The organism is Nonomuraea sp. NPDC049655 (assembly GCF_044465465.1).
Taxonomy (GTDB): Bacteria; Actinomycetota; Actinomycetes; order Streptosporangiales; family Streptosporangiaceae; genus Nonomuraea.
In genome coordinates this window covers 249,369-261,401 of sequence record NZ_JBITLS010000011.1, presented here as the reverse complement: position 1 = coordinate 261,401, position 12,033 = coordinate 249,369, and the positions used below count along the sequence as shown (strand labels likewise).

At 73.9% G+C, this 12,033-nt stretch carries 11 protein-coding genes; 7 read left to right on the top strand and 4 right to left on the bottom strand.

Going from position 1 to position 12,033, the window contains the following annotated elements:
• Positions 1-23: 23 nt before the first annotated feature.
• The 3 genes from ACIBQ6_RS33010 (at position 24) to ACIBQ6_RS33000 (ending at position 2,955) form a co-directional block, all read left to right on the top strand.
• On the top strand, positions 24-1,253 hold the full coding sequence (locus ACIBQ6_RS33010; RefSeq protein ID WP_358285960.1) for a class I SAM-dependent RNA methyltransferase: 1,230 nt from the start codon (positions 24-26) through the stop codon (positions 1,251-1,253).
• Between the two features lie 82 nt (positions 1,254-1,335).
• Positions 1,336-1,743, top strand: a complete 408-nt coding sequence (locus tag ACIBQ6_RS33005) for an STAS domain-containing protein (RefSeq protein WP_397163516.1) — start codon at positions 1,336-1,338, stop codon at positions 1,741-1,743.
• Between the two features lie 69 nt (positions 1,744-1,812).
• Complete coding sequence (locus ACIBQ6_RS33000) at positions 1,813-2,955, top strand: DUF418 domain-containing protein (RefSeq protein WP_397216620.1); 1,143 nt, start codon at positions 1,813-1,815, stop codon at positions 2,953-2,955.
• A 2-nt stretch (positions 2,956-2,957) separates the two neighbouring features.
• Here ACIBQ6_RS33000 and ACIBQ6_RS32995 read toward each other — a convergent pair whose 3' ends face one another.
• From ACIBQ6_RS32995 to ACIBQ6_RS32980, 4 genes are read right to left on the bottom strand one after another with little or no spacing between them, the layout of a single operon-like run.
• Positions 2,958-3,557 (bottom strand): response regulator transcription factor, encoded by a 600-nt coding sequence (locus ACIBQ6_RS32995; RefSeq protein ID WP_125646369.1) that lies wholly within the window; start codon positions 3,555-3,557, stop codon positions 2,958-2,960.
• Entirely contained in the window at positions 3,554-4,654 is a 1,101-nt protein-coding gene (locus ACIBQ6_RS32990; RefSeq protein WP_397216618.1) for a sensor histidine kinase, read from the bottom strand. Before ACIBQ6_RS32990 ends, ACIBQ6_RS32995 begins: the two co-directional genes overlap by 4 nt.
• Positions 4,651-5,769 carry a sensor histidine kinase gene (locus ACIBQ6_RS32985; protein ID WP_397216616.1) on the bottom strand — a complete coding sequence of 373 codons (1,119 nt, stop codon included), beginning with the start codon at positions 5,767-5,769 and terminating at the stop codon, positions 4,651-4,653. Before ACIBQ6_RS32985 ends, ACIBQ6_RS32990 begins: the two co-directional genes overlap by 4 nt.
• A 38-nt stretch (positions 5,770-5,807) precedes the next feature.
• Entirely contained in the window at positions 5,808-6,806 is a 999-nt protein-coding gene (locus ACIBQ6_RS32980; protein ID WP_397216614.1) for a hypothetical protein, read from the bottom strand.
• 119 nt (positions 6,807-6,925) lie between these two features.
• Between ACIBQ6_RS32980 and ACIBQ6_RS32975 the strand changes: the two genes are divergently transcribed.
• From ACIBQ6_RS32975 to ACIBQ6_RS32960, 4 genes are read left to right on the top strand one after another with little or no spacing between them, the layout of a single operon-like run.
• Entirely contained in the window at positions 6,926-7,840 is a 915-nt protein-coding gene (locus ACIBQ6_RS32975; protein ID WP_358284659.1) for an LLM class F420-dependent oxidoreductase, read from the top strand.
• Between the two features lie 42 nt (positions 7,841-7,882).
• Positions 7,883-9,388 carry a 3' terminal RNA ribose 2'-O-methyltransferase Hen1 gene (locus ACIBQ6_RS32970; protein WP_397216612.1) on the top strand — a complete coding sequence of 502 codons (1,506 nt, stop codon included), beginning with the start codon at positions 7,883-7,885 and terminating at the stop codon, positions 9,386-9,388.
• Positions 9,372-11,831, top strand: a complete 2,460-nt coding sequence (locus tag ACIBQ6_RS32965) for a polynucleotide kinase-phosphatase (protein WP_397216610.1) — start codon at positions 9,372-9,374, stop codon at positions 11,829-11,831. Before ACIBQ6_RS32970 ends, ACIBQ6_RS32965 begins: the two co-directional genes overlap by 17 nt.
• A gap of 25 nt (positions 11,832-11,856) precedes the next feature.
• A complete protein-coding gene (locus ACIBQ6_RS32960) occupies positions 11,857-11,982 on the top strand; it encodes a hypothetical protein (RefSeq protein ID WP_358284666.1) in 126 nt (41 codons plus the stop codon).
• Positions 11,983-12,033 lie beyond the last annotated feature (51 nt).

The following is a 12,033-nucleotide window of genomic DNA, read 5'->3' as shown; positions in this document are numbered from 1 at the left end:
GTGTGGAACAGGCATCTCTGGAGCTGACGGTCGGTCCGGTCGCGCATGGCGGCTGGTGTGTGGCACGCCATGAAGGGCGGGTGGTCTTCGTCCGGCACGCGTTGCCCGGCGAGCGGGTGATCGCCGACGTGACCGAGGAGACCAGCCGGTTCCTGCGCGCCGACGCCGTGGAGATCCTGGAGCCCTCGCCCGACCGCGTCGTCCCGCCCTGCCAGTACGCCGGCCCCGGCCGCTGCGGCGGCTGCGACTGGCAGCACGCCACGCTTGAGGCGCAGCGCCGGCTCAAGGCCCAGGTCGTGGCCGAGCAGCTGCACCGGCTGGCGGGCATCGAGCGCGAGGTCGTCGTGGAGGAGGTGCCCGGCGCCAAGGACGGGCTCGGCTGGCGCACCCGCGTGCAGTTCGCCGCCACGCCCGCCGGTGAGCTGGGCTTCCGCCGGCACCGCTCGCACGAGATCGAGGTCGTCGACGCCTGCCTGATCGCCCACCCCGAGGTCGAGGCGGTCGCCGCCGAAGACCACGAGTGGCCCGGCGCGGCCGGCATCGAGGTCATCGCCTCCGCCGGCGGCGACCGTGCCGTGGTGGTCTCGCCGCGCCCGCGGCGCAGCGTGAGCGTGCCCGAGCTCGACGCGCCCGCCTCGATCCTGCTCGACCAGGGCAAGGGCCGCACGGTGCCGCGCCGCGGCTCCGGCGTGCTGCACGAGCACGTGGGCGACCGCGAGTTCCGGGTCGCGGGCAGCGGCTTCTGGCAGGTGCACCCGGGGGCGGCCGAGACGCTGCTCGACGCGGTGCTGGCCTACGCCGCGCCCGAGCCGGGGGAGTGGGCGCTCGACCTCTACTGCGGGGTCGGCCTGTTCGCGGCCGGGCTGGCCGAGGCGGTCGGGCCTGAGGGCGCGGTGTTCGGGCTGGAGTCCGACGCGGCGGCCGTCCGCGACGCCCGCGCCAACCTGCGCGACCTGCCGCAGGCCAGGGTCGAGCGCGGCCGGGTCGAGGAGGCGCTCGACCGGTTCCAGATCGAGCGCGCCGACCTCGTGGTGGTCGACCCGCCGCGGTCGGGCCTCGGGCGCGAGGTGGTGGAGCGCGTCGCGGGGCTGGAGGCGCTGCGCATCGTCTACGTCTCCTGCGACCCGGCGACGCTGGCCAGAGACCTCAAGTGGCTGGGCGAGCTGGGCTACGAGCTGACCGACCTGCGCGCCTTCGACGCCTTCCCGATGACCCACCACGTCGAGTGCGTGGCGCTGCTGGTGAAGCGCTGACTGCCGCCGCCCGGCCAAGGCGTGACCTCATCGTGACGGTTTGCCGGAACCCCGGGCGGGTGAAGCTGTCTATCGTGCATCCATGGTCGCCTCCGGAGGCGCGGGCCGCCCAGGATCGGACAGGCCGCCGATGACGCCGCTGACGATGAGCCATCGGCACCTGCCCGGCGTGACCGTGATCGAAGTGTGCGGTGAGGTCGACGCTACCAACCACACGCGATTACGGGAGCACGTCCGGCAGGCCAGGGCGCGTCCGGCCGATCACGTGGTGTTCGACCTGAGCGCGATGACGTTCATGGACAGCTCGGGGCTGCACGCGCTGCTCGCCTGCCACCAGGAGGCCCGCACGCACGACGCGCGGGTCTACCTCGCGGCCCCGCAGGGCGCCCCCGCCCGGCTGCTGGAGATCACCGGGGTCGACGCCCACCTGCCGGTCTACCCCACCGCCGAGGCCGCGGTGGCCGCCGCCGCGGCCGATCCGCCCCGCTGAGCCTTTGGTCACGCCCGTCCAGACCAAGGACGGACGCGCCGCGCGGGGAGGCGTCCCTAGCGTCGGGGCATGACGCAAACCACCCTCGCCGGACGCGTTCAGGAGATCGACGCCGTACGCGGGTTCGCGCTGGCGGGCATCCTGGTCGCGAACATCGGCTTCCTGGCCGACCCGGGGTACGCGCTGTCGGGCGCCATGCCCATCCCCGACGGGCCCGTGGCTCTGGCGATCACGGCGTTCGTGCTGACGAAGTTCTACATCATCTTCTCGTTCCTGTTCGGGTACTCCTTCACGCTGCAGATGCGGGCGGCCGAGCGGGCGGGGGCGAGCGTGCGGGCCAGGGCGTTGCGCCGCTGCCTGGCGCTGTTCGTCATCGGGCTGGCCCACGGCCTGCTGCTGTGGATCGGCGACATCCTCACCCTGTACGCCGTGCTCGGCCTGGTCCTGCTGGCCCTGCGCGGGCTCAGCCCCAGGACGGCCGTCATCGCCGGCTCCTCGATCATCGGCGCGCTGACCCTGTTCTGGCTGGCCCTCGCCTGGCTGTCCACCCTCGACCCGGCCGCCGGGCAGCCCGCCGCGGCCGACCCGGCGGCGGCCGCCCGCGTGCTGGCCCTGGCCACCGGCGGGCCGCTGGACTTCCTGACGATGCAGACCGAGCTCTACCCGCCGCTGGTGGCCATGATCTGGCTCTTCCAGGGGCCGACCGCGCTGGCCATGTTCCTGTTCGGGCTCGCGGCCGGCAAGTCCAGGCTGCTGGAGGGCCTCGGGCAGCGGCCCCGCCTGCTGGCCCGCGTCCAGTGGATGGGCTTCGGCGTCGGCCTGCCCGGCGGCCTGCTGTACGCCTGGACGTCCGGCCGGACCGGCGCGGTCGAGCTGCTCGGCGGCGCGGTCAACACGCTCACCTCGATCCTGCTGGCCGCCGCCTACGTCGCCACCCTGCTCCGGCTGATCGGCCGCTTCCCGGCGGCGGGCCGCGTCCTGGCCGCGCCGGGACGGGTGGCCGCCTCCAACTACGTCGGCCAGTCGCTGCTCATCGCCCTGGTCTTCACCGGGTACGGGCTCGCACTCGCGGGCAGGCTGTCACCGATCGCGGTGATGGGCGTCGCCCTGGTGATCTACACCGTGCTCGTGTGGGCGAGCGGACGCTGGCTGCGCACCCACCGCCACGGCCCGGTGGAGTACGTGCTACGCCGGATCACCAACTGGCGCTGAGGTCAGAGCCAGCCCATGCGCTGGGCGGTGCGGATCGCCTCCAGCCGGTTCTGGGCGTTGAGCTTGGTCATGGCGCTGGACAGGTAGTTGCGCACCGTGCCCTCGGTGAGGTGCAGCTCGCCGGCGATCCTGGAGATCGTCGCCCCGTCGCCCGCCAGGCGCAGCGCGTCGCGCTCCCGTTCGGTCAGCGGGCTGTCGCCGGCGGCCATCGCGGCGGCGGCCAGCTCGGCGTCCAGGTAGCGGCCGCCGGCCATGACCTTGCGGATCGCCATGGCCAGTTCCTCGGCGGAGGCGTCCTTGCCCAGGAAGCCGCTCACGCCGGCGGCCATCGCCCTGCGCAGGTAGCCGGGGCGGCCCAGGCTGGTCAGGATGACGATCTTGCACTGGGCGCTGATCCGCTCGGCGGCGCTCAGGCCGTCCATGCCGGGCATCTCGATGTCCAGCACGGCCACGTCGGGGCGGTGTTCGGCGACCGCGTCCACGACCTCGTCGCCCCGGCCCACCTGGGCCACGACCTCGATGCCGTCCTCCAGGTCGAGCAGGGCGGCGATCGCGCCGCGGATCAGGTGCTCGTCGTCGGCGAGCAGCACGCGGGTGGTCATGCCGGCACCGCCGCGCGCAGCAGGTAGCCGCCGTCGGACGTCGGCTCGGCCCGCAGCACGCCGCCCGCCGCGCCGACCCGCTGGGCCAGGCCCGCCAGCCCGTTGGCCGCGTGCTCGCCCACCGGGCCGCTCACCCCGTCGTTGGACATCTCCAGGACCCCGTTCTCGATCGTGATCGTGCAGCGTTCGGCCTTGCTGTGCTTGAGCACGTTGGTGGCGCCCTCGCGGACGACGGTGGCGAGCAGGGTGCGCGCCTCCGGGGCCAGCGCCGTGGTGTCGGCCCGTACCGTGCAGCGGACCTCGGCCGCCTCCAGCACCGCCCGGACGCCGGCCAGCACCTCGTCCAGGTCGAGCGCCCGGTAGTTCTGCACCACGGCCCGCACCTCGCGCAGCGACCGCCTGGCCAGGTCGCGCACCTCGAACATGGCCCGCTCGGCGGCGGCCGGGTCGCCGGGCAGCGAGCCGGCGGCGCGGGCGGTCCTGGCCGAGACGTCGGCCAGGCTCTGCCCGAGCAGGTCGTTGAGGTCGCGGGCGAAGCGCAGCCGTTCCTCCGAGACGGCCAGCCTGGACCTGGTCTCCTGCCCTTCGTGCGCCTCCTTGGCCACCCGCCACAACCACAGGTTCGCCAGCACGCCGCCCACGCCGATCGCGGTGAACACCGCCAGCACCACGACCGCCGACAACATCTCCACGGGCAGGCCCATGGTCAGCGCGAGGACGACCACCAGGACGGCGATCCAGCCGGCCGACAACGTGACGATCGTCCGGCGGCGGACGAAGGGGGCCAGCATCGCCAGCCACACCGGCACGGTGTACAGGATCGTGCCGGCCGCGAGGACCAGGGCGAGCACCCCGGAGACGGCCAGCAGCGCCGTCGGGCGGGGTCCGCCGCGCACGGCGATCCGGAACGGCCGCGTGGCCAGCGCCATGAACACCAGCAGCAGCACGCCGGCGGCCACGAACACCTGCCGGGGCAGGTCGACGTTCTGCCCGAGCAGGTACAGGTTGTAGAAGCCGGTCGCGGACACCAGCAGGATGATGTCGGTGGAGTAGACGATCAGCCAGCGGACCTTGTCCAGCCGGGTCGGCCGCCTCACGCGGGCACCGCCGCGCGCAGCAGGAACTCGCCGGTGGGCGTCGGGGCGGCCGAGAGCGAGCCGCCCGCCGTGGTCAGACGCTCCGACAGGCCGCGCAGGCCGCTGCCCGGGGCCGCGGAGAGGTCCTTGACGCCGTCGTTGCGCATCTCCAGCACGCCGCCCTCGATCGTGATCGCGCAGGTGGTGGCCGAGCTGTGCTTGAGCACGTTCGTGCCGCCCTCGCGCACGACCCACGCCAGCAGCGCGCGCCCGGCGGGGGACAGGTCGCCGGCCCTGGTCTCGATCAGGCAGCGGGCGCCGGCCGCCTCCAGCGCCGACCGCACGCCGGCCAGCTCGGTGTCCAGGTCGAGCGTGTGGTAGCCGTCCACGGCCAGTTGCACCTCGGCCAGCGAGTCGCGGGCCAGCTCGCGCACCGCGTCCATCTCGGCCAGGGCCCTGGCCTGGTCCTTGGCCGACAACTTGGCCGCCAGCTCGCTCTTCAGCGTGATCACCGACAGGCTGCGGCCGAGCAGGTCGTGCAGGTCGCGGGCGAAGCGCAGGCGCTCCTCGGCGATGGCCAGGCGCGCCTTGGCCTCCTGGCCGTCGTTGGCGTCCCTGATCGTCCACCACAGCCAGCGCCACAGCAGCATGGCCGCGACCATGAGCGCGCAACTGGCCGCCTCGGGGATGAGCGTGCCGGCCCAGGACCGGTCGGTGATCAGCACGACGTACGCGCTGACCAGGACGGTCACGGCGGCGCCCAGGCAGGTCGTGGCCCACAGCGGCAGGTAGAACGCGACCACCGACACCCACAGGACGCCGGTCTCCAGCCAGGTGGCCGTGCTCGCGATCTCGTCGTGCGGCAGCAGCAGCACCGAGCCGGCCGCGCACGCCCCGGACACCAGCAGCTTCGCCGTGGGCCGCGGGCGGTCGTCGAAGGCGGCCCGCAGGACGGAGGGGAACAGCGTGAACTGGCCCGCCAGGAAGGCGATCGCGAGCAGCGCCTGCGGGACGCCCATCTGGCCGCGCGCGGTGTGGATGAGGACGAGGGTGACGAACACCAGGCCCAGGAGGATGACCATGGCGTCCATCCAGTGGATGAGGATCTTGCGCGCGCTCGCGGCACGGCTCGCCATCGTCTTCCTCACCCCCTGGATTCGGGGAAAATCCTATGTCAGGAGTGGGTCCTCCAGAGAATGCGGGATATTTCCGGTTTGGGGGGTGCGCCGCGCAGCGACAACCAGGCCAGCCCGTGCCGGACGGCGTACTCCGACAACTTGCGGGCCTCCGGCTCGTCCAGATCGCCGGGCCTGGCGAGCACCGGGGTCAGGGCGAGCCGCTCCCACGCCTGCTCCTCGCCGGGCAGGCCGTAGGTCCGCGCGAGCTGCCCGGCCGCCGCCCGCACGGCCGATCCCAGTCTGCGCAGCCGCCCCTGCGGCCCGGTGCGCGGCTCCATCTCGGCCAGCAGCTCGACGGCGTCCACCCGGACGCCCTCCCGCCGGGTCGCGCGCAGCGCCGCCAGGTCGGCCGCGTCCAGGCCGTCCGGTGTCAGGCGCAGGGTGAAGAAGACCCGCAGCGGCCGTTCCCCTTGGAGGGCGTACAGCGCCCGCGCCCTGCGCAGCGCGGCGGCCGGGTCGGCGTCGCGGATCTCGAACCCCGCCGCGGCGGCCCCGAACGCGCCGACCGCCCTGCGGTAGGCGGTGGCCAGGCCGCCCGGCCTGGTGCACGTGACGGCCGGGTCGTCCCCGCCGGGCCCGCCGAACACCGGGAAGGCGTCGCCGCCCGCCGCCCTCAGCCGCCCGAGCCCGGCGGCCACCGGGTCGCCCGCCGGCCGCGGCGGCCCGGCCCACCGGACGAGGCAGCCGTCGTCGCCGGCGACGAGATGGCCGAGCGCGTACCGGGCGACGCCGGTGGCGCGCGACTCGGCCGCCAGGTCGAAGCCCGGGTCGCGGGCTGTGTCGACGAACCCCACGAACGAACGCGGCGGCTGCCGGACCGCCGCCGGCCGCTCCGGCGGCGCGAAGCGGACGGGAGCGGCGCCGGACGGCGGCGCGGGCTCGGCGCCCGCGGGCAACATCCGGATCGCCAGGGCCGTGGCTCCGGCGAGCGCGAGCGCGGCCAGTACCGCCAGCGGGCGGGGGAGCGTGCCGGACTCTCTTGCTTTCCGCGACATATGCCACCCATCGTGATCGATCGGCTACTTTCAGCGGTTGCTGGTGAAGGTAGCAAGCGTTCGCCGGACGGCGCGGGGCTTTTCCGGTCGCCGTCCGATGTGGGCGGATAATGAGCCTCATGAAGCTGCGGATCTTCACCGAGCCCCAGCAGGGCGCCACCTATGACGACCTGCTCGCCGTCGCCCAGGCCGCGGAACGCCTGGGGTTCGACGCCTTCTTCCGGTCCGACCACTACCAGCGCATCGGCCCCGGCGACCCCGGCGCCGGCTCCACCGACGCCTGGGTGACGCTCGGCGCCCTGGCCAGGGAGACCTCCACGATCAGGCTCGGCACGCTGGTGACGCCGGCCACGTTCCGGCTGCCCGGCCCGCTGGCGATCAGCGTGGCCCAGGTCGACCAGATGAGCGGCGGCCGGGTCGAGCTGGGCTTCGGCACCGGCTGGTTCGACGGGGAGCACTCCGCGTACGGCATCCCGTTCCCGCCGCTCGGCGAGCGGTTCGGCCGGTTCGAGGAGCAGCTGGAGATCGTCACCGGTCTGTGGACGGCGAAGGACTCCTACTCCTTCGAGGGCCGCTACTACCGGCTGGTCGACTCGCCGGCGCTGCCCAAGCCGGTCCAGCGGCCCCGCCCGCCGGTGATCATCGGCGGCTTCGGCGCCAAGCGCACGCCCCGGCTGGCGGCCACGTACGCCGACGAGTACAACGTGCCGTTCCGCACCCTGGCCGACACCGGGCAGGCGTTCACGCGGGTCCGGGAGGCGGCCGACGAGGCGGGCCGCGGCCTGATCCTGTCGGCGGCGCAGACCGTCGTCGTGGGCGCCGACCAGGCCGAGATCGAGCGGCGCGCCGCCGCCATCGGCCAGGACCCCGGCGCGCTGAGCGAGGGCGGCCTGTGCGGCACCCCCGACGAGGTGCTGGCCAAGCTGGGCGCCTTCGCCAAGCTCGGGGCCGAGCGCGTCTACCTCCAGGTCCTCGACCTGGCCGACCTGGAGCACCTGGAGCTCATCGCCGCCGAGGTCCTGCCGCACGTGTAATTCCGTTGGCGGTGCTTCGTCCGGCTACGGCACACTTGGCACGTGCTGCTGACGATCACGACCACCGCCACGCCAGCCACCGACCTGGGCTTTCTCCTGCACAAGCATCCTGAGCGCGTGCAGGAGTTCGGCCAATCGTTCGGCACGGCCACGGTGTTCTATCCGGAGGCGGGCGAGGAGCGCTGCACGGCGGCCCTCCTGCTGGAGGTCGACCCGATCGCGCTGGTCCGCTCGCGCGGCCGGAACTCGCCCGACTTCAGCCTGTCGCAGTACGTCAACGACCGCCCGTACGCGGCCTCCTCGCTGCTGGCCGTCGCGCTCGCCGACGTCTTCCGCACCGCGCGGGCGGGCCGCTGCAAGGCCCGTCCCGAGCTGCCGGGCACCCCGCTGCCGCTGGAGATCCAGGTGCCCGCGCTGCCCTGCCGGGGCGGCCCGGAGCTGGCCCGGCGGCTGTTCGAGCCGCTGGGGTGGGCGGTGGAGGCGCAGACGCTGCCGCTCGACGAGGGTTTCCCCGAGTGGGGCGACTCCCGGTACGTGCGGCTGACCCTGCGCGGCACCGTCCTGCTGGCCGACGCGCTCAACCACCTCTACGTGCTGCTCCCCGTGCTCGACGACGGCAAGCACTACTGGATGGCCTCCGACGAGATCGACAAGCTGGTCAGGGCGGGGGCGGGCTGGCTCGGCGGTCATCCGGAGCGCGGCCTGATCGCCCGGCGCTACTTCGGGCGGCGCTGGGCGCTGGCCCGCACCGCGCTGACCAGGCTGGCCGAGCTGGGCGACGAGACCGAGGAGCAGCTGGAGCCGGCGCTCGCCGAGGAGGCCCCCACCGGGGAGACCGCGGCCGACGAGGCCGCCGTCGCGGAGGCCGCCGTCGCGGAGGCCGAGGCGGTCGAAGGCGCCGCGGAAGGCGGGGGCGAGGAGGCGGGCGCGGCGCGGAAGGCGCGGCCGCTCAACACGCTGCGGCGCGAGGCCGTGCTGCGCAGGCTCGAAGAGCTCGGCGCGGTCAGCGTGATCGACCTGGGCTGCGGGCAGGGCGAGCTGGTCGCCGCGCTGCTGGCCAGGCCCAGGTTCGCGCGCGTCGCCGGCATGGACGTCTCCTCCCTGGCGCTCACCGTCGCCGCCCGCAAGCTGCGCCTGGACCGCATGCCCGACAGCAAGCGGGCCCGGCTCACCCTGTTCCAGGGCGCGCTCACCTACACCGACAAGCGCCTGGCGGGCTACGACGCCGCCGTGCTCATGGAGGTCGTCGAGCACGTCGACCCGCCGCGCCTGGCCGCGCTCGAACGCGTCGTGTTCGGCCGCGCCCGGCCGCGCCACGTGCTCGTCACCACCCCCAACATCGAGCACAACGTGCGCTACGAGTTCCTGACCGGCCTGCGCCACCCCGACCACCGCTTCGAGTGGACGCGGGCCGAGTTCGCCGCCTGGGCCGCCCGGGTGGCCGCCCAGTACGGCTACCACGTCGCCGTCGAACCCGTCGGCGAGGACGACCCCGAGGTCGGCCCGCCCACCCAGATGGGAGTCTTCACCCGTGATCAGCGTTCCTGAGCTGTCCCTCGTGGTGCTCGTCGGCGTCTCCGGCAGCGGCAAGTCCACCTTCGCGCGCCGGCACTTCAAGCCCACGCAGGTCATCTCCTCCGACTTCTGCCGCGGCCTGGTGTCCGACGACGAGAACGACCAGGCCGCCACGCCGGCGGCGTTCGACCTGCTGCACCACATCGTCGGCGTGCGCCTGGCCAGGGGGCTGTTCACCGTCGTGGACGCCACCAACGTCCAGTACCCCGCCCGCAAGAGCCTCATCGAGCTGGCCAGGAAGCACGACGTGCTGGCCGACGCCATCGTGCTGGACACGCCCGAGGAGGTGGCCATCGAGCGCAACGCCGCGCGTCCGGACCGCGACTTCGGCCCCGGCGTGGTGATCCGCCAGCGCAAGGAGCTGCGCCGCTCGCTGTCCAAGATCTCCGCCGACGGCTTCCGGCGGGTGCACGTGCTGCGCGGCCTGGAGGAGATCGACAACGCCGAGATCACCTACGAGAAGGCGTGGTCGGACCGGACCGAGCTGACCGGCCCGTTCGACATCATCGGCGACGTGCACGGCTGCCGCTCGGAGCTGGAGACGCTGCTGGCCAAGCTCGGCTGGCAGGGCCTGACCCACCCCGAGGGCCGCACCGCCGTGTTCGTCGGCGACCTGGTCGACCGCGGGCCCGACACGCCGGGCGTGCTGCGCCTGGTCATGGACATGGTCGAGGCGGGCACCGCGATCTGCGTGGCCGGCAACCACGAGCAGAAGCTCGTGCGGGCGATGAACGGCCGCAAGGTCACCGTCGCCCACGGCCTGCGCGAGTCGCTGGACCAGCTCGCCGCCGGGCCGCCCGAGTTCGCCGAGCGGGCTCGCACGTTCATGGACGGCCTGCTCAGCCACTACCGCCTGGACGGCGGCCGGCTCGTCGTCGCGCACGCCGGGCTGAAGGAGTCCTACCACGGCCGCGCCTCAAAGCGCGTGCGCGCCTTCGCCCTGTACGGCGACACCACCGGCGAGACCGACGAGTACGGCCTGCCGGTCCGCTACCCGTGGGCCGACGAGTACCGCGGCCGGGCCATGGTCGTCTACGGCCACACGCCCACGGTCACCCCCGAGTGGATCAACAACACGATCTGCCTGGACACCGGCTGCGTCTTCGGCGGCCACCTGACCGCGCTGCGCTACCCCGAGCGCGAGATCGTCCAGGTGCCGGCCGAGCAGGTCTGGTACGAGCCGGCCAAGCCGCTCGGCGACCCCGCCCGCGAGCCGGGCATGCTCGACGTCGGCGACGTGATCGGCACCCGGCACGTCGAGACCCGCTTCGCCGGCCGGGTCAAGGTGCTGGAGCAGAACGCGGCCGCCGCGCTGGAGGTCATGAGCCGGTTCGCGGTCGACCCGAGCTGGCTGGTCTACCTGCCGCCGACGATGGCGCCGCCGGAGACGTCCAGGCTCGACGGCTACCTGGAGCACCCGCACGAGGCGTTCGAGGAGTTCGCCGCGGCGGGGGTGACCGAGGTCGTGTGCGAGGAGAAGCACATGGGCTCGCGGGCCGTCGCCGTGCTGGCCAGGACGCCCGAGGTCGCCGCGGCCCGGTTCGGCGTGGCCGACGGCAGCGCCGGCGCGGTCTACACGCGTACCGGGCGGCCGTTCTTCCGGGACATGACGCCGCTGGTCGAGGCGGTGCGCGCGGCCTGCGAGCCGCTGTGGGAGGAGCTGGGCTCCGACTGGGTGGTGCTCGACTGCGAGCTCCTGCCCTGGTCGGCCAAGGCGGGCGAGCTGATCAGGTCGCAGTACGCCTCCGTCGGCGCCGCCGCGCGGGCCGCGCTGCCGGAGGCCGTCACGGCTCTGGAAGCGGCGGCCGGACGCGGGCTGGATGTGGGTGGGTTGTTGACCCGCACCCGACGCCGCTTCGACAACGCTGCCCTGTTCCGCGACGCCTATGCGCGCTACTGCTGGCCGGTGGACGGTCTCGACGGGATCAGGCTGGCGCCGTTCCAGATCCTGGCCTGCGAGGGACGGGCCACCGCGCTGGAGCCGCACGCCTGGCACCTGTCCACGCTGGCGCTGCTCGACTCGCCGCTGATCGCGCCGACCAGGAACGTGACGGTCACGCTCGGCTCGCCGGAGTCCAGGGCCGCGGCCACCGCGTGGTGGGAGGCGCTGACCGCCGCCGGGGGAGAGGGCATGGTGGTCAAGCCGGCCACGTACGTGCCCGGCCGGGTGCAGCCCGGCGTGAAGGTGCGCGGCCGGGAGTACCTGCGGATCATCTACGGGCCCGACTACACCGAGTCCCTCGACGTGCTGCGCCGCCGTTTCCTCGGCAAGAAGCGCTCGCTCGCGCTGCGCGAGTACGCCCTCGGCCTGGAGGCGCTGTCGCGCCTGGCGGACGGCGAGGCGGGCTGGCGGGTGCACGAGCCGGTCTTCGCGGTGCTCGCCCTGGAGTCCGAGCCGGTGGACCCGCGCCTGTGACCCCGTCCCTCCGAAGGAGCCCGTGATGACCGCCGACCGCCACCGTCCCGGCCACGTCCGGCGTGCTCTCGGGCGCGCGCTGCTGCGGTACGCCGTGGCGGTGGCGGTGGCGGTCGTGGTGATCGCGGTCTTCTGGCTGACCCGGGCCTGACGTCCGGTTTGTGGCAAGGTTGGGTAAGCGCCGCGCTACACAGGTGATCTC